Source organism: Cellulomonas sp. WB94, assembly GCF_003115775.1.
In the GTDB taxonomy this organism is placed as follows: domain Bacteria; phylum Actinomycetota; class Actinomycetes; order Actinomycetales; family Cellulomonadaceae; genus Cellulomonas_A.
Genome location: NZ_QEES01000003.1, coordinates 34,773 through 52,002, shown reverse-complemented (window position 1 = coordinate 52,002; position 17,230 = coordinate 34,773). Strand labels below are relative to the sequence as shown.

The window sequence follows — 17,230 nt, the reverse complement described above, 5'->3', positions numbered from 1 at the left end:
CCGCGCAGCGTTGACGGCAACGGCAACGGCAACGGCTCCGACCCGCGAAGCGGACCGGAGCCGTCAGTGCCGGCGACTCTCGTCGCTCAGCGGGCCGTGCTGTGCCGGGGGAAGCGGTCGCGTGAGTCGCTGCGGGGCTCGGGGCGACGATCGCTGCGCGGGGTGGCGCCGGGACCGGTCGGTCGCGAGGCACCGTGCCCGGTCCGGGGCGCGGGTCCCTCGTCGACGCGGATCCGCAGCGGACGCCCGGCGACCCGCGCCCGCCCGATCCGGTCGAACGCGTCGGGCGTGAGCCCGCCGGGGATCTCGACGATGGAGAAGCTCGGGAAGATGTCGATCTTGCCGAGGTCCTTGCCCGTCAGCCCGCCCTCGTTCGTCAGCGCACCGACGATGGCACCCGGCTGGGCGCCGTCGTTGTGGCCGACGGCGACCCGGTAGCGCATGCCACCGTCGGGGCGGTGCGACGTGCGGCGCGGGCCCTCCGAGCGCGGTCCACGATCGTTGTGGTCACCGCCGCGGTCGGGAGCCAGCGTCGCGCGGCTCAGCGCGTCGTCCAGGTCGTCGCCATGGGTCGTGCGCGGCGCGGGTCCCCGGTCGCCCACGGCGAGGGCGGCGACGACGGCGAGCAGCTCGAGCGGGTCGAGGTCCGGGTTGGCGGCGAGGTGCTCGGCGATGGCCGTGCGGTACAGGTCGAGGCGACCCAGCTCGGCGCGGGCGGCGACATCCGTCAGGAGGCGCTCGACCCGGTGGGCCGAGACGTCCGCAGGCGACGGGATCGCGATCTCTTCGATCTTCTGGCGCGTGAGCCGCTCGATGGAGCGCAGGCGGTGCTGCTCGCTCGGCGTGACGAACGTGAGCGCCTCGCCCGACCGTCCGGCGCGACCGGTGCGGCCGATGCGGTGCACGTAGGCCTCGGGCTCGGTCGGCACGTCGAAGTTCACGACGAGACCGATGCGGTCGACGTCGAGGCCACGAGCGGCGACCTCGGTGGCGACGAGCACGTCGAGCGCACCGCTGCGCAGCCGCTCCACGATCTTCTCCCGGTCACCCTGGGCGACGTCACCCGAGATGAACGCGGCGGAGATGCCGCGCTCGATGAGCGCGCTGCCGACCTCCTCGGCCGCACCGCGGGTACGCACGAAGACGATGGCGGCGTCGGCGTCCGAGACGGCGAGCACCCGCGCCAGCGCGCCGGCCTTGTGCCGGAACGGCACCACGGCGTACGTCTGGCGCACGCTCGTGACCGTCGACGACTGCCGCGAGACGGCGATCTCGACCGGGTCGGTCAGGTGCTGCGCGGCGACGCGACGGATCCCGGGGGGCATGGTCGCGGAGAAGAGGGCGACCTGTCGCTTCGCGGGCGCTGCGCCGAAGATCTTGTCGACGTCCTCGGCGAAGCCCATGCGGAGCATCTCGTCCGCCTCGTCGAGCACCAGGAACTTGACGGCGTCCAGGTGGAGCGTGTGGCGCTCGAGGTGGTCGATGACGCGGCCAGGCGTGCCGACGACGACCTGGGCGCCGCGCGTCAGGGCGCGCTGCTGGGGGAGGAACGGCGAACCGCCGTACACCGCGATGACCTCGAGGCCGGGGATGTGCGCCGCGAACGACTCGATCGCCTCGGCGACCTGCATCGCGAGCTCGCGGGTCGGCGTCAGCACGAGAGCCTGGACCGCGCGGAGCTGCGGGTCGATCGACGCGAGCAGCGGGAGGCCGAAGGCGGCCGTCTTGCCGGTCCCGGTCTGGGCGACGCCGGTGATGTCGCGACCCGAGAGCAGGGCTGGGATGGCCTCGGTCTGGATCGCGGTCGGGATCTCGAAGCCGAGGTCGGCGACGATGCGCTCGAGCGTCTCGGGCAGGCCCAGGTCGGCGAAGGTGAGCGCTTGTCGCGACGTCTCGGTCGTGGGCGCACTGGAAGAAGGCATGGTCGTCATGGGGGCACCGTTCGGGTTGCGGGAGTCACGTGCGGCACGGCCAGGGGGGCCGTTCCGGAGGTCGCATTCCCGAACACATCACCAGCGGTGACACCGGTACACATACACGAGGGACGCGCGACGAACTCCAGGTTCACCAGCCAGTGTACCCGGACGACCGTCGGGACCCGGGGCCCGCCCCAGGTGATCTCGCGCACACGGGTCTCAGCCCAGGCCGAGCCGGGGCCCTTCGATCGCCGGACAGGCATCCATGACCACGTCGAGTCCCGCCGCCCGAGCACGGTTCGCGGCCGCGTCGTCGATGACGCCGAGCTGGAGCCACACCGCGCGTGCGCCGATCGCGATGGCCTCGTCGACCACCGCACCGGCCAGCCGCGCGTTGACGAACACGTCGACGACGTCGACCGGTCCGACGATGTCGGCGAGCCGGGTCACGCCCTCCGCGCCGTGCACCGTCTCGCCGTGCGGGTGCACGGGGACGATCTCGTGCCCGAGCGAGTCCTTGAGGTAGGCGGCCACACCCCACGCGGCGCGAGCGGTGTTCGTCGAGAGGCCGACGACGGCCCACCGACCGGGCGTCGCGAGCAGCCGTCGGATCACGGCGGGGTCGTTCGGTGTCCGGTCGTTCGGTGCTGGGTCGTTCGGTGCTGGGTCGCTCGCGGTTCGGTCGTTCGCTGTGGTCACCGGGCAAGCCAAGCACAGCTGCCCGAGCGGCACGGTGCCCGCCCGCTTATCGTGAGGGCGTGCCGACCCGCAAGCTGATCCTGCCGTCCGACGGCGCCGAGCTGCGGGCAGGTTTCGCCGCCGTCCGCACCGCGCTCGACGTCCCGGTGACCTTCGATCTCGCGGCCCTCGCGGAGGCTCGCACCGCGGCACGTCACCCGGCGACCGTGCGCGACCGCAGGGACCTGCGCGACATCGCCTTCGTGACGATCGACCCCCCAGGTTCGACGGATCTCGACCAGGCGGTCGAGCTCGAGCGACGGGGGACCGGCTACCGCGTCCGGTACGCGATCGCCGACGTGGCGTCGTTCGTCGCGCCCGGCGGGCCGCTCGACGCGGCGAGCCACAGCCGGGGAACGACCGTCTACTGCCCGGACACCCGCGTGCCGTTGCACCCGGTCGAGCTGAGCGAGGGCGCGGCGTCGCTCCTGCCGGGCCAGGACCGTCCCGCGATCGTGTGGACCATCGACCTGGACGCGGACGGTGGCGTCGACGGCGTCGAGGTCGAGCGGTCGCTGATCCGCAGCCGCGCGCAGCTCGACTACCCGGGCGTGCAGCGGGAGCTCGACGCCGGCACCCCGTCGTCCGATGCGGACGAGCTGCCCCAGCTCCTCGCCCGGATCGGCACCCTGCGAGCCGAGCAGGAGCGCGCCCGCGGCGGTCTGTCGCTCGGCCGGCCCGAGCAGGAGGTCGTGCCCGACGGGGACGGCTGGCGCCTGACGTTCCGCGCGCCGCTCCCGGTCGAGGACCACAACGCGCAGATCTCGCTGCTCACGGGCATGGCCGCGGCTCGGATCATGCTCGACGGGGGGATCGGGATCCTGCGCACGATGCCCGCCGCCGCCGACGACGCCCTCCGCCGCCTGCGTCACCAGGCTCGCGCTCTCGGCGTCGACTGGCCGACCGGCGCGACCTACGGCGACGTGCTGGCGCGCCTCGACCGCTCGCAGCCACGCGCCGCGGCGTTCCTGGCGGCGGCGACGTCGCTCTTCCGTGGCGCGGCGTGGACGCCGTTCGTCGGTACCCCGCCCGAGCAGCCGAGCCACGGCGCAGTCGGTGCGCCGTACGCGCACGTCACCGCGCCCCTGCGTCGGCTCGTCGACCGGTACGGTCTCGAGATCGCGGTCGCGCTCCACGCCGGCCGCGACGTGCCGGACTGGGTGCGGTCCGCGCTCCCGGCCCTGGGGGACGACATGGCGTCGGCGGCGCGACGTGCCGCTGCGGTCGACCGGGCGTGCACCGACCTCGTCGAGGCCACGGTCCTCGCGCACCGCGTCGGCGAGGTGTTCGAGGGTGTCGCGCTCGACCGGGACACCGTCCAGCTCCAGGACCCGGCGGTCGTCGCGGACTGTGACGGCGCTGACCTGCCCGAGGGTGAGGCGGTGCGCGTCCGTCTCGAGGTGGCCGACCCGACGACTCGAACCGTCCGGTTCGCGATCGCCACCTGAGGCTGCCACCTGCGAGAAGGCCGCGACGCTCCCACCTCGTGCGGCGATCGTCCGCCGACGCACCCCCTAGGATCGATACGTTTGGGGTGAGGTCGGCGACGGGGGAGGCAGTGAGCGAGCAGGACGCTGTCTCGGACCGTGTGCTCACGATCCCCAACGTCATCAGCCTGGCGCGGCTGATCATGGTCCCCGTCTTCGCGGTGCTGATCGTCTCCGGCCACGACGGCTGGGCGCTGATCGTGCTCGCGGTCTCGGGCGCGAGCGACTGGCTCGACGGCGTGCTCGCTCGGCGGCTCGGACAGGTCTCGCGCCTCGGCCAGATGCTCGACCCCGCCGCTGACCGCCTGTTCATCCTCGTGACGCTGCTCGGTCTCGCGTGGCGTGGATCGGTGCCGTGGTGGGTCGTCGGCGTGCTCGTGCTCCGCGACGCGCTCCTGCTCGGTCTGCTCGGTGTGCTGGCACGCCACAGCTACGGACCGCTGCCGGTCCACCTCGCGGGCAAGGCGGGCACCTTCGCGCTGCTGTACGCCTTCCCGCTGCTCCTGCTCGCAGCGTGGCACGAGCCCATCGGCTCGGTCGCCTACGTCCTCGGCTGGGCGTTCGCCTGGTGGGGCATCGCGCTCTACTGGTTCGCCGGGGGGCTCTACGTCGTGCAGGCGCGGCGGCTGCTCGCCCGGGACGGTGCGGGCGCGGCATGACGTCGCGGCACGGAGACTCACCCACGGTGCGCGTGCCGGACGCGTCCATGAGCCTGCTCAACGACGTGGCCCGCATGCCCCTGGAGCCGGCCTACCGGATCGTGGCGGACCAGCGGGCTCGCGAGGGACGTCGTCGGGTGACCATGAGGCACCGGACCCTGAGCGCACTCCTGGCAGTGACGCTCGGTCTGGCCACCACCTCGGCGGCGCTCGCGCTGCGCGCGCCCCAGCCCGCCGTGCTCGCTGCTCGCGCGATCATCGAGAAGCAGATCGCCGAGCGGACGGCGGCCGTCGACAGCTTGCGGCTGCAGAACGCGGAGTCCGCTCAGCAGATCGCGGCGTTGCAGGCCACGGTGCTCGCCGCGCGGGACTCGCCGCTCGTCGACCAGCTCGCCGCGGACTCCGTGATCTCCGGTGCGAGCGCGCTGACAGGCCCGGGTCTGCGCATCACGTTGTCCGACGCGCCGGACGTGGGGGGTGTCGTCGACCCCGATCGGCGGGTCCAGGACGTCGACCTGCAGATCCTGGTCAACGGCCTGTGGGCCTCGGGTGCCGAGGCCATCGCCGTCAACGACCACCGCCTCACGACGACGACCGCGATCCGCAGCGCCGGCAGCGCGATCCTCGTCGACCTCAACCCCCTCGTCGGCCCGTACGTCGTCGAGGCGATCGGCGACGGGGCCGACCTCCAGACCCGGCTCGCGCGTGTGAGCGCCGGGCAGCACCTCGCGACTCTCCGCACGACCTACTCGATCGGGGTGGACGTGAGTGCGACCCGCTCGCTCGAGCTGCCCGCCGCGAGCCTGCCGGAGCTGCGGTTCGCGGCCGTGCCCGCGGGCGTGCCCCTCATCCAGGGATCCACCGGCACCGGGACCCCGACGGGCTCGGGCTCGCCGTCCGGGACGGGTGCGGGGTAGTGGGTCCCGATGGACGTGTCGGAGTCCAGGCGTGCGTGTGTGACAGTGTCGGCAGCGTCGTGGAAGAGATGAGGGATCGCACGTGATCGCAGTTCTCGGTCTGGTCATCGGGGTGGTCGCCGGTCTGGTGTTCGAGCCGACCGTGCCCGTCAGCCTCCAGCCGTACCTGCCGATCGCCGTCGTCGCCGCGCTCGACGCCCTGTTCGGTGGGCTGCGGGCGCTGCTCGACGGGATCTTCGACGACCGCGTGTTCCTCGTCTCGTTCCTGTCCAACGTCGTCGTCGCCGCGCTCATCGTGTTCCTCGGTGACCAGCTCGGTGTCGGGTCGCAGCTGTCGACCGGCGTCGTCGTCGTCCTCGGGATCCGCATCTTCTCGAATGCCGCAGCCATCCGCCGGCACCTGTTCAAGGCATGAGCATGTCGATCGACCCGGTCGAGCCCCCCGTTCCTGCCGGCCCGCGCGACGAGGTGGCGCAGCCCGACGGCACGGCGCAGCCCGACGACACGGCAGTCCTCGACGACACGTCAGCTCCCGAGTCCGACGTGCTCCCTGGCCACGCGGATCCGTCCGACGTCGCGGAGCCGACCGGCGACGAGGCATCGCCCGGCGACGCGGTGATCGCCGACGAACCAGAGGACTCCGGGCACCCGGTGCGCGACGACGAACCGGCGGCGACCGGCGTGCCTTCCCCGATCGGTGCGGACGTCGGCCACGAGTCGACGGAGCCGGTGACCTCGGACGCGCCCGTGCCACACCCGGCACCGCCCGGCGCATGGCACACCCTGGTGCGAGCCCTCCGGCCCCGGGGCACGCGCGCCCAGGTCCTCACCGCGGTGCTGTGCGGGCTGCTCGGGTTCGCGGTCGTCGCCCAGGTCCGGCTGACCCACGACACGAGCCTGTCGACCCTGCGGCAGTCGGACCTGGTCGAGATCCTCGACCAGGCGACCCGCCAGGCCGACGAGCTCCAACGTGAGGCCGCAGCGCTCGAGCAGACCCGGCAGGAGCTGGAGTCGGGCTCCAACAGTCGGCAGGCCGCCCTCGACGCTGCGACCCGGAGTGCTGCGACCCAGGGGATCCTGACCGGTCGGCTGCCCGCGGAGGGTCCGGGGATCGTCGTGACCCTCACCGAGCCGGACGGCTCGATCCGCGCTCTGACGCTGCTCAACTTCCTCGAAGAGCTGCGCAACTCGGGTGCGGAGGCGGTGCAGCTCAACGACCAGCGTCTGACGGCGAGCAGCTACTTCGTCGCGTCGACCGATGGTGACGGCGTCGTCGTCGACGGGAACACGCTGCACGCGCCGTACCGATGGACCGTCATCGGGGACGCAGACGTCATGGCCACGGCGCTCGACATCCCGGGCGGAGCGCTCGCGAGCGTCCGGAACGACGGCGGTCGGGGGTCCGTGCTGCGCAAGGAGCTCGTCTCGGTGACGGCGACCCGGAGCGTCCAGACCCCGGTCAACGCGACACCGGTTCCGCCGAAGGGCTGACGACGCTCCCGGGTGCTGCACGGGGGCCGTTCGTCCGCATAGGCTGTCCAGGACCCCCGCGACAGTGCTGCGGGTCTGCAGGAGCAGGGCACGGGAGGCAGCATGAGCGACGATCGGCAGCTACCGACGGACCGGCGCGAGGACGACCTTCGCGACGACCTGCGGGTGCAGGGGCGCGGCGCGTCCGACACGACCGTCAGCTTTGGCAGCCTCGGCGCCGCCGACCTGGACCTCGTGGCGCCGGCCGGACTGACGTCCGACGAGCTGGCCGCCGTCCAGGCGCTCCCGCCGACGTCCGCCCTCCTGATCATGCAGCGCGGGCCGAGCGTGGGTGCGCGCTTCCTGCTCGACGCGGAGCGCACCGTCGCGGGCCGCAGCCCGGATGCCGACATCTTCCTCGACGACGTGACCGTCTCGCGCAAGCACGCGGAGTTCGTCCGTGAGCTCGACGGATTCGTGGTCCGCGACATCGGCTCGCTCAACGGCACCTACGTGAACCGCACACGGATCGAGTCCGCGGTCCTGCGCCCGGGCGACGAGGTGCAGATCGGCAAGTACCGTCTGACGTTCCACCCGAGCCCGGGCCGCGACGCCGGTCGTCACGAGCGCCCCGACAGCCCGAGCGACTTCCGCCCATGAGCTCGCGCGAGCGAGCCTCAGGGCTCGCGACCGCGGCGCGCGAGCCACTCGACGGCATGCGGCGGGACGGTGCGGACGACGGTCGCAGCACGTCGCCGCACGCGGTCGAGCCCTGGCCCCGGGGCATCTCGCGGCAGGCCACGATGCGGATCTCCGACGTGCTGGCCTCGCTGCAGATCGAGTTCCCGGCGGTGACGAACTCCAAGCTCCGGTTCCTCGAGGAGCAGGGGCTCGTGGAGCCCGTGCGGACCGCCTCGGGCTACCGGCAGTACAGTCCCGCCGATGTCGAGCGGCTGCGCTACGTGCTGCGCCAGCAGCGGGACCGCTACATGCCGCTCAAGGTGATCGGTGCGCAGCTCGCGGCGCTCGACGCGGGCGAGGACGACGAGCCCCCGGCCCGCGCGCAGCTGGCGACGAGCGACGGGGTCCGCGCCGCGCCCGCGCTCGTGGGCCGCTACACGGCGGCAGCACTGGCGCGGGAGGCGGGCGTCGACGAGGCGGTCGTCGAGGACCTCGTGAGGTCGGGCGTGCTGCGCGCAACCTCCGCGGGGCACTTCGACGCCTGGGCGCGCGACGTCGTCGTGCTGGCGGCGGCGCTGGGGGAGCACGGCATCGACGCGCGGCATCTGCGCATGTTCCGCGCAGCTGCGGACCGCCAGGCCGACCTGGTCGACCAGGTCGTGGCTCCGTGGCGAGGTCATCACGCGGCGTCGTCCCGCGCCCGTGCCGGCACGCTCGCGGCCGAGGTCGGTGAGCTGTGCACCCAGCTGCACACCGCGATGATGCGTGCCGCGGTCGCCGAGCTCGCACCCTGACCCACACATCCGGGTCCGTCACGAACCGGTCGAGCTTCGAAGAGCCGCGCGGCGCGAGTGGTCGTACCGTGAGCGTGTGGGGGATGGCGAGGAGCTGGTGACGGTCGAGGTGGTTGGCGTGCGCCAGCACCTGGTCGATGACGAGATCGTCGTGCTCCTGCTCGACCCCGCGGCCGAGCTGTTCATCCCGATCCTGATCGGTCCTGCCGAGGCGAGTGCGATCGCGACGGCGCAGGCCGGTGTCGTGCCGCGGCGTCCGATGACTCATGACCTGCTGTGCGACGTCATCGCGGCCGTCGGCGAGTCGCTGAGCCAGGTGGAGATCACGAGCCTCGAGCACGGGGTCTTCCACGCCGCGCTGGTGCTGGGGAGCGGTGCGCGCGTCGACTCCCGGGCGTCGGACGCCGTGGCGCTCGCCGTGCGGGTCGGGTGCCCGGTGCTGTGCTCGGCAGAGGTCGTTGCCATCGCCGGGGTCGAGGCGTCGCCGGGACCCGCGGAGCAGGAGCTCGAGCGGTTCCGGGAGTTCCTCGACCAGGTGACCCCCGAGGACTTCGAGTCCGGTCAGGAGCCCGGCACCGGCTCGGGATGACACGGTCTCAGGTTGAGGTCGAACGTGAGACACGCCGGGGCAACACTCCGTTGCGGCGCGCCGGGCAGCGTCGTTGACGACCCCATGGCGGACGCCTAGCGTGACACGTAGACATCCGAAGCCCGAGGTCATGATGGTGGGACACTTCATTCAGGCAGATCTTGCCTGCAAGGTAGTCGTACCGACCACGACGGGCGCCGAGCACGGCGGATGCGTGGGCAGTGAGTGGAGGACTCGTGACCGGCAGCGGTGACAGCGTGGAAGCCGGCAGCGGCATTCCGCAGCGCGCGCAAGGTCTGCTGTTCGGCGACGAGCTGCCCGACCTGGACATCACCACCGGCTACCGCGGCCCGACGGCCTGCGGTGCTGCGGGGATCACCTACCGCCAGCTCGACTACTGGGCTCGGACGGGCCTCGTCGAGCCGACCATCCGGCCCGCGACCGGTTCAGGCACGCAGCGCCTCTACTCGTTCCGCGACATCCTCGTCCTGAAGGTCGTCAAGCGACTCCTCGACACCGGCGTGTCCCTGCAGCAGATCCGCACCGCGGTGTCCCACCTGCGTGAGCGTGGTGTCGAGGACCTCGCCCAGATCACCTTGATGTCCGACGGTGCGAGCGTGTACGAGTGCACGTCGGCCGACGAGGTCATCGACCTGGTCCAGGGCGGGCAGGGCGTGTTCGGCATCGCCGTCGGACGCGTGTGGCGCGAGGTCGAGGGCACCCTGGCCCAGCTGCCGACCGAGCGTGTCGACGACGATGCCCACGGGCAGTCCAGCACGCACCTCGACGAGCTCGCGGCCAGGCGTCAGGCGCGTACCGCGGGCTGATCCCGCTGATGTCGGGGACGTTCTGACCCGCGCGGTCAAGGAGCTGCTCTATCGCTTCGTTGTGCCCGTCAGCGAGTGGCGCCTGTCAGCGAAGGGTGCCCGTCAGCGAAGGGTGCTTGTCAGCGCGTGGCCGGCGCCCTGAGCGCACGATCCAACAGCTCGTCGAACACCCTGGCGAGCTCGGCGGCCGCCTGTCCGGGCCACGCGTGGACGGGCTGGGCGGCACCCTGGGCCTGCTGCAGAGCCGCCCGCTCCGGGATCTGCGGCGCGAGCACCAACGGGCCGTAGAGGCTGCGCAGCTCCTCGAGCCGGAACGCCTGCTCGACCGAACGAGCGCGGACCCGGTTGACGACGACCCCGAGCGGCTGCAGCGCCGTGGCGGGGCCGCGGCGGAGCTCGTCGATGGTGCGCATCGCACGCCCGACCGCCATGACCGAGAAGAGCCCCGGCTCCGTGACGACCACGGCGCGGTCGCTCGCGGTGAGCCCCTTGCGCGTCAGTCCACCGAGCGACGGCGGGCAGTCGATGAGGACGAGGTCGTAGCCGTTGACCCACGACAGCGCGAACCGGAGGCGGTCGACGTCGCGGCCCGCGTCGTCGATCGCGTCGTGACGCATCCCGGCGGCGGAGCCGACGAGGACGTCCAGGCCGCCGTCGGCCCAGCCGCTCGCCGCGATCGCCCCGAGCACGGTCTCGGCCCGGGGGTCGTCGAGGACGGCGGCAACATCGAGGGGGGTGCCGGGCGCGACGGCGAGGGCGAGCGTCGAGTCGCCCTGCGGATCGAGGTCCACGACGAGGGTCCGCAACCCCCGTTCGAGGGCGGCCGAGGCCAGCCCGAGCGTCACCGAGGTCTTGCCCACGCCACCTTTGAGACTGCACACACCCAGCACCAGCACGGCGCCAACGGTAGCCGCCCGCGCGCGGACCCGGAAACGCACGAGCAAGCAGGCGGACCTGCGGACAGAGCGCGCGCCGCGACCGAGGTCGGGCACCACGGGGAGAAGCGGTTCATGGGAGGATCGCGGACAGCGTCGCGATCTGCGTGATCGGCATGCGGGCGCGCACCGACCCCGCCGGGCATCACCAGTACCGTGCTGCCGGACCACAGGATGGAGTCACACGTGTTTTCTAAGGTCCTCGTCGCGAACCGGGCCGAGATCGCTGTTCGCGCCTTCCGCGCGGCGTACGAGCTGGGTGCCCGGACGGTCGCCGTCTTCCCGTACGAGGACCGGAACTCGGAGCACCGCCTCAAGGCCGACGAGGCGTACCCGATCGGCGAGCAGGGGCACCCTGTGCGTGCCTACCTCGACATCGCCGAGATGATCCGGGTCGCTCAGGAGTCCGGTGCCGACGCGATCTACCCGGGCTACGGGTTCCTGTCGGAGAACCCTGCGCTCGCGCGGGCTGCCGTGGCTGCCGGTCTGACCTTCGTCGGCCCGCCCGCGGAGGTGCTCGAGCTTGCCGGCAACAAGGTGCGAGCGCTGCAGTCGGCACGCGAGGCAGGTCTGCCGGTGCTGGCGTCCTCCGCCCCGTCCGCCGACATCGACGAGCTCCTTGCCGCCGCCGACGTGGTCGGGTTCCCGATCTTCGTCAAGGCCGTGGCCGGTGGCGGTGGTCGTGGCATGCGCCGGGTCGACACGCGCGACGACCTTCCCGAGGCCCTCGCGGCCGCGATGCGCGAGGCCGACGGGGCGTTCGGCGACCCGACTGTGTTCGTCGAGCGTGCTGTCCTGCGTCCGCGGCACATCGAGGTGCAGATCCTCGCGGACGGTGCGGGCAACGTCGTCCACCTGTTCGAGCGGGACTGCTCGCTCCAGCGGCGGCACCAGAAGGTCATCGAGATCGCCCCGGCCCCCAACCTCGATCCCACGATCCGCGACGCGATGTGCCGCGCGGCCGTCGCATTCGCCCGGCACATCCGGTACCAGAACGCGGGCACCGTCGAGTTCCTGCTCGAGACCGTCGGCGAGCACACGGGCGAGTTCGTCTTCATCGAGATGAACCCGCGCATCCAGGTCGAGCACACCGTGACCGAGGAGGTCACGGACATCGACCTCGTCTCGGCGCAGATGCGGATCGCGTCGGGGGAGACCCTCGCGGACCTCGGGATCAGCCAGGAGAAGGTCAGGATCAACGGCTCTGCGCTGCAGACCCGCATCACGACGGAGGACCCCGCGAACGGGTTCCGACCGGACACGGGACGCATCATCGCGTACCGGTCGCCCGGTGGCGCCGGGGTCCGGCTCGACGGTGCGACGGCGACGGCAGGCTCGGAGATCTCCGGGCACTTCGACTCGATGCTCGTCAAGCTCACGTGCCGCGGCCAGGACTTCCCGACGGCGGTCCGCCGTGCGCGTCGCGCGCTCGCCGAGTTCCGCATCCGTGGCATCCGGACGAACATCCCGTTCCTGCAGGCCGTGCTCGCCGACCCGGAGTTCGCTGCGGGTCAGGTCTCGACGTCGTTCATCGACGAGCGCCCCGAGCTCCTCGCGGCGCGCGAGAGCGCCGACCGCGGCACCCGGCTGCTCGCCTACCTGGCCGACGTGACCGTCAACAAGCCGCACGGCGTCCGCCCCCGTGACGTCATCGACCCCCGGCTCAAGCTGCCGCCGCTCGACCTGGCTGCCCCGGCGCCCGACGGGAGCCGTCAGCGGCTGCTCGCCCTTGGCCCCGAGGGCTTCGCTCGGGCCCTGCGCGAGCAGTCCGCGGTGGCCGTGACGGACACGACGTTCCGCGACGCGCACCAGTCGCTGCTCGCGACCCGGGTGCGCACGCACGACCTGCTGGCCGTCAGTGCGTCGGAGGCGCGCGCTCTCCCTGGGCTGCTCTCGGTGGAGGCATGGGGTGGCGCGACCTACGACGTGGCGCTGCGGTTCCTCGGGGAGGACCCGTGGGACAGGCTGGCCGGGTTGCGCGCCGCGATGCCGAACATCGCGCTCCAGATGCTCCTGCGCGGCCGCAACACCGTCGGGTACACGCCGTACCCCACCGAGGTCACGACGGCGTTCGTGCGCGAGGCCACCGACACCGGCATCGACATCTTCCGGATCTTCGACGCCCTGAACGACGTCTCGCAGATGAGGCCCGCGATCGACGCGGTGCGCGAGGCGGGCACACCGATCGCCGAGGTCGCGCTCTGCTACACGGGCAACCTGCTCAACCCGGCGGAGGACCTCTACACGCTCGACTACTACCTGCGCCTCGCCGACCAGATCGTCGCGGCGGGCGCGCACGTCCTCGCGATCAAGGACATGGCGGGCCTGCTGCGGCCCGCGGCTGCTGCGCGGCTCGTGACTGCCCTGCGGTCGCGGTTCGACCTCCCGGTCCACCTGCACACGCACGACACGACCGGCGGGCAGATGGCGACGCTGCTCGCGGCGGCCGACGCCGGCGTGGACGCGGTCGACGTGGCGAGCGCGGCGATGGCCGGCACGACGAGCCAGCCGCCCATGTCCGCCCTCGTGGCGGGCCTCGAGCACACTCCGCGCGACACCGGGCTGAGCCTGCGAGCGGTCTGCGACCTCGAGCCGTACTGGGAGGCGGTGCGCCGGCTGTACCGGCCGTTCGAGTCCGGACTGCCCGGCCCGACGGGACGCGTCTACGACCACGAGATCCCCGGCGGCCAGCTGTCCAACCTCCGCCAGCAGGCGATCGCCCTCGGGCTCGGCAGCCAGTTCGAGCAGATCGAGGAGACCTACGCCGCCGCGGACCGGATCCTCGGTCGGCTCGTCAAGGTGACACCCTCGTCGAAGGTCGTGGGCGACCTCGCGCTGCAGCTCGTGGCGCGTGGGGCCGACCCCGCGGACTTCGCCGCGAACCCGCAGAGCTACGACATCCCCGACTCCGTCATCGGCTTCCTGTCGGGTGAGCTCGGAGATCCGCCGGGGGGCTGGCCGGAGCCGTTCCGCACCAAGGCGCTCGCCGGGCGGGTCGTCCGAACCGCGACCGAGGCGCTCGGCGAGCAGGACCGGGCCGACCTTGCCGGCGACTCGGCGACCCGCCGCGACCGGCTCAACCACCTGCTCTTCCCCGGGCCGACGAAGGAGCTCGAGACCTTCCGGAGCACCTATGGCGACGTCAGCGTGCTCGACACGACCCGCTACCTGTACGGGATGACCAAGGGCGACGAGGCCGAGATCCTCATCGGCAAGGGTGTGCGCCTCCTCGTCGGTCTCGAGGCCGTCGGTGAGCCCGACGAGCGGGGTATGCGGACCGTCATGTTCACCCTCAACGGGCAGATCCGCCCGCTGCAGGTCCGCGACCGCACGGTCGAGGTCGACCTCGCGACGGCGGAGAAGGCGGACCCGGGCGCACCCGGTCAGATCGCCGCGCCGTTCGCCGGCGCGGTGACCCCGGTCGTCCAGGAGGGGCAGCGCGTCGAGGCCGGTCAGACGGTCGCGACGGTCGAGGCCATGAAGATGGAGGCGGCGATCACGACGCCGGTCGCTGGCAAGGTGCAGCGGCTCGCGATCGGGGCGGTGCAGCAGCTCGAGGGTGGCGACCTGGTGATGGTCATCGCCTGACGCGGCTCGGCCTCGCGCCGTCGGGCGGCGCGAGGCATGCTGCTCGGATGACGACTGTGACGTGCTGGGGCCATGCCTGCGTCCGGCTCGAGCGGGCCGGGGCTCGCCTCGTGATCGACCCCGGCACGTACAGCGACCTCTCGGTGCTGGACACGGCCGACGCCGTGCTGGTGACGCACGAGCATCCCGACCATGTGGCTGTGGAGCAGCTGAGGGACGCACTTGCGACTCGTTCTCATCTTGAGGTCTGGGCTCCGACAGCGGTCGTGGAGCGGCTCGACGCCCTGGGCATCGCTCCCGGGCGGGTGCACGCGGTCCGGTCCGGCGACGCCTTCACGGCCGCAGGGTTCGCCGTCGTGGTGGTGGGGGAGTGGCACGAGGTGGTCCATGCGGACGTGCCCAGGGTCGCGAACGTGGCGTACCTCGTCGACGGCGCCGTGCTGCACCCGGGCGACTCGTTCACGCTCCCGCCGGCGACGACGGGCGTCGACGTCCTGCTCGCCCCGGTGGGTGGGCCGTGGCTCCGGCTCGCTGAGGTCATCGACTACGTCCGGGCCGTGCGCCCGCACATCGTGGTGCCGATCCACGACGCCTCGCTCAGCGCCATCGGCACGGCGACGTCCGACCGGCTGGTGGCCTCGCTCGGCGGGTCTGGCGAGTATCGGCGGCTCGGACCCGGTGACGAGCTGACGCTCGGCTGACTGGTCGGCGGCGCGAACGCGGTCGGACGGTCACGTTCGACGGGGGAGTGCACGCGTAGGAGCGCGCGGGCGGGGGCGCGGAGGTGTGGCGACGATGCCGCGGTGCCGCGAGAGCCGTCCGGATCTACGGTGGGACCACGACCACGATCGAAAGGTGCCCGCATGTCGATCCCTACGCCCCAGGACCCCGACGCCGCGCCGGACCGGTTCGACGAGATCGGGCTGCTCGAGTTCGACGAGACCGTGCCGCCTCGACCGGAGGAGGAGGTGGCTGACGCGGCCCGCTCTGTCCCCGACCGCGCGGGTCACGGTGGGTCACCCGATGACACGGAGCGCGGCGACGCGGCCGAGTCCGGCACGACGGGATCCGCCGCGCCCTGACGGCGGTCGCCCGCCCGCGCGTCGATCGACGGCCAGATGCCGGCCCCGGGCATGCTGTGACCCGTGATCGACATCGAGCTGATCGGCGAGGACGACTGGCAGGTCGTGCGCGACGTCCGGCTGCGCGCCCTGCGCGACAGCCCGCTCGCCTTCGGATCGACGCTGGCGCGTGAAGAGGGCTTTCGCGAGCAGCACTGGCGGATGCGGCTGCGTTCGAGCCCGTGGTGGGTCGCCCGGCGGGTGCGGCCATCCGACGGCAGCGTCGTCGGGCTCGTCTCGATGATCTCCGAACCAGGATCGACGTCCGACGATCGCCACGTCGTCGGCCTGTGGGTCGAGCCCGACGCACGCCGTGAGGGCGTGGGAACTGCCCTCCTGGCAGCCGTCGTGGCCGCTGCACGGGCGGAGGAGGCGTGCACGGTCTCCCTGTGGGTGGCGGACGACAACGACGCCGCGACGGGGCTCTACGGTCGTCTCGGTTTCGTGCCGACGGGAGAGCGGCAGCCGTTGCCCAGCTCGCCGGGGCGCTCCGAGTCTCGTCACGAGATGCAGCTCGGCTGACGGCCTCGGCCCGGCAGGCAGCCCACGCACCTGCGGGGCGATTGCGTCGAGGCAGGAGCCGGATACTGGGCCCTACAGCCGGGGGTTCGAGACGCAGTTCCGCAAGGCAGGTGTCCGGGCCAGGCACGTCCACCGCGAGTACGTCGACCTGCGCTGACCGTCGCGACGTCGGTCACGTGCCTGCGACCATGAGGGTCATCGTGAGGCGAAGCTGCGGGGACGGGCTCCGGGCGCGGCGTGAGCGCCGACGCAGGGTTTCTTGGGCAGGATTGTCATAATGTCCATTATCGGCGTTAAGGAAGAGGGCTCCGGCCTGGCCCGAGTGGGCCCGATTGCCGACTGGCGGGCTTCGTGTCAGGTGCTCTGGGTCAGGCGTCCCAGTCGACGAGCAGCCGGCGCAGCGTCGCGGCCAGCACGGTGCGTTCGTCGTCGTCCAGCACGCCGACGAGTGACGCCTCGAGCCCGAGATAGCCAGGCAGCAGCTCGGCGAACCGGCGTGCACCGTCGTCGCTCGCGACGATCAGGAACCCGCGGGCGTCGTCAGGGTTGACGCTGCGGGCGATCCAGTCGGCGTGCTCCAGACGCCTCAGGCGCTTCGTGGTGGCCGGTCCGGTGAACATCAGCTGGCGCGTGAGGTCGCCGGGACTGATCGGTCCGTCGCTGCGGCACAGCGCCGAGACGATGTCGAACTCGGCGCGGCTGAGGTCGAACGGCTCGAGGTACGCCTCGCAACGCGCCATGACGAGCTGTGCAGCCCGCAGCAGTCGTCCCACGACGCCCAAGGGTGCGAGGTCGAGCTCTGGTCGAAGCTCGGCCCAGCGGGCCTGCGTGTGGTCGATCCAGTCGCGCGGCCCGTCGCCGAGACCGCCGACGTCGCCGGTTCCCCGCGGTGTGACGCTCGTCATCAGCCCTGTCGCTCCGATCGCAATAGTTTACTGGTAAACTATCAGAGTTCCCCCAACCTGTCCCCCCGTGGAGGTAGCCCC

17 protein-coding genes are annotated in these 17,230 nt (G+C 72.3%); 13 read left to right on the top strand and 4 right to left on the bottom strand.

All coding sequences use genetic code 11. The annotated features are described in order from the left end of the window. Window positions 1–86 precede the first annotated feature (86 nt). Window positions 87–1,922: a DEAD/DEAH box helicase gene (locus DDP54_RS14160; protein ID WP_242448495.1), complete on the bottom strand. Its 1,836-nt coding sequence runs from the start codon at window positions 1,920–1,922 to the stop codon at window positions 87–89. 213 nt (window positions 1,923–2,135) lie between these two features. Continuing rightward, complete coding sequence (locus DDP54_RS14155) at window positions 2,136–2,531, bottom strand: CoA-binding protein (RefSeq protein ID WP_242448479.1); 396 nt, start codon at window positions 2,529–2,531, stop codon at window positions 2,136–2,138. Window positions 2,532–2,674: 143 nt separating this feature from the next. Between DDP54_RS14155 and DDP54_RS14150 the strand changes: the two genes are divergently transcribed. The 9 genes from DDP54_RS14150 (at window position 2,675) to DDP54_RS14110 (ending at window position 10,078) form a co-directional block, all read left to right on the top strand. Next, window positions 2,675–4,102: an RNB domain-containing ribonuclease gene (locus tag DDP54_RS14150; RefSeq protein ID WP_242448478.1), complete on the top strand. Its 1,428-nt coding sequence runs from the start codon at window positions 2,675–2,677 to the stop codon at window positions 4,100–4,102. Between the two features lie 110 nt (window positions 4,103–4,212). After that, window positions 4,213–4,800, top strand: a complete 588-nt coding sequence (locus DDP54_RS14145) for a CDP-alcohol phosphatidyltransferase family protein (protein WP_109132650.1) — start codon at window positions 4,213–4,215, stop codon at window positions 4,798–4,800. 47 nt (window positions 4,801–4,847) lie between these two features. Then, window positions 4,848–5,717 carry a DUF881 domain-containing protein gene (locus tag DDP54_RS14140; protein ID WP_158274536.1) on the top strand — a complete coding sequence of 290 codons (870 nt, stop codon included), beginning with the start codon at window positions 4,848–4,850 and terminating at the stop codon, window positions 5,715–5,717. Window positions 5,718–5,799: 82 nt separating this feature from the next. Then, window positions 5,800–6,132: a small basic family protein gene (locus DDP54_RS14135; RefSeq protein ID WP_109132648.1), complete on the top strand. Its 333-nt coding sequence runs from the start codon at window positions 5,800–5,802 to the stop codon at window positions 6,130–6,132. Then, a complete protein-coding gene (locus DDP54_RS14130; RefSeq protein WP_109132647.1) occupies window positions 6,129–7,208 on the top strand; it encodes a DUF881 domain-containing protein in 1,080 nt (359 codons plus the stop codon). The genes DDP54_RS14135 and DDP54_RS14130 overlap by 4 nt, the downstream gene beginning before the upstream one ends. Before the next feature lie 102 nt (window positions 7,209–7,310). Continuing rightward, entirely contained in the window at window positions 7,311–7,847 is a 537-nt protein-coding gene (locus tag DDP54_RS14125; protein ID WP_109132646.1) for an FHA domain-containing protein, read from the top strand. Then, window positions 7,844–8,662, top strand: coding sequence for a MerR family transcriptional regulator (locus tag DDP54_RS14120; RefSeq protein ID WP_347338538.1), 819 nt, complete (start codon window positions 7,844–7,846; stop codon window positions 8,660–8,662). Before DDP54_RS14125 ends, DDP54_RS14120 begins: the two co-directional genes overlap by 4 nt. 118 nt (window positions 8,663–8,780) lie before the next feature. After that, complete coding sequence (locus tag DDP54_RS14115) at window positions 8,781–9,251, top strand: bifunctional nuclease family protein (RefSeq protein WP_242448477.1); 471 nt, start codon at window positions 8,781–8,783, stop codon at window positions 9,249–9,251. 236 nt (window positions 9,252–9,487) lie between these two features. Then, window positions 9,488–10,078 carry a MerR family transcriptional regulator gene (locus DDP54_RS14110; RefSeq protein ID WP_109132645.1) on the top strand — a complete coding sequence of 197 codons (591 nt, stop codon included), beginning with the start codon at window positions 9,488–9,490 and terminating at the stop codon, window positions 10,076–10,078. A gap of 119 nt (window positions 10,079–10,197) precedes the next feature. On the opposite strand, the gene DDP54_RS14105 is transcribed toward DDP54_RS14110, so the two are convergent. Beyond that, window positions 10,198–10,974, bottom strand: a complete 777-nt coding sequence (locus tag DDP54_RS14105) for a ParA family protein (protein ID WP_109132644.1) — start codon at window positions 10,972–10,974, stop codon at window positions 10,198–10,200. 225 nt (window positions 10,975–11,199) lie between these two features. Between DDP54_RS14105 and DDP54_RS14100 the strand changes: the two genes are divergently transcribed. From DDP54_RS14100 to DDP54_RS14085, 4 genes are all read left to right on the top strand, one after another. Further along, window positions 11,200–14,601 carry a pyruvate carboxylase gene (locus tag DDP54_RS14100; protein WP_109132643.1) on the top strand — a complete coding sequence of 1,134 codons (3,402 nt, stop codon included), beginning with the start codon at window positions 11,200–11,202 and terminating at the stop codon, window positions 14,599–14,601. 47 nt (window positions 14,602–14,648) lie between these two features. Further along, on the top strand, window positions 14,649–15,302 hold the full coding sequence (locus DDP54_RS14095) for an MBL fold metallo-hydrolase (protein ID WP_109132642.1): 654 nt from the start codon (window positions 14,649–14,651) through the stop codon (window positions 15,300–15,302). Window positions 15,303–15,464: 162 nt separating this feature from the next. Then, on the top strand, window positions 15,465–15,683 hold the full coding sequence (locus DDP54_RS14090; RefSeq protein ID WP_109132641.1) for a hypothetical protein: 219 nt from the start codon (window positions 15,465–15,467) through the stop codon (window positions 15,681–15,683). Between the two features lie 63 nt (window positions 15,684–15,746). Beyond that, window positions 15,747–16,244 (top strand): GNAT family N-acetyltransferase, encoded by a 498-nt coding sequence (locus DDP54_RS14085; RefSeq protein ID WP_242448476.1) that lies wholly within the window; start codon window positions 15,747–15,749, stop codon window positions 16,242–16,244. A gap of 368 nt (window positions 16,245–16,612) precedes the next feature. On the opposite strand, the gene DDP54_RS14080 is transcribed toward DDP54_RS14085, so the two are convergent. Next, window positions 16,613–17,149, bottom strand: a complete 537-nt coding sequence (locus DDP54_RS14080; protein WP_109132640.1) for a MarR family transcriptional regulator — start codon at window positions 17,147–17,149, stop codon at window positions 16,613–16,615. Window positions 17,150–17,230: the final 81 nt, after the last annotated feature.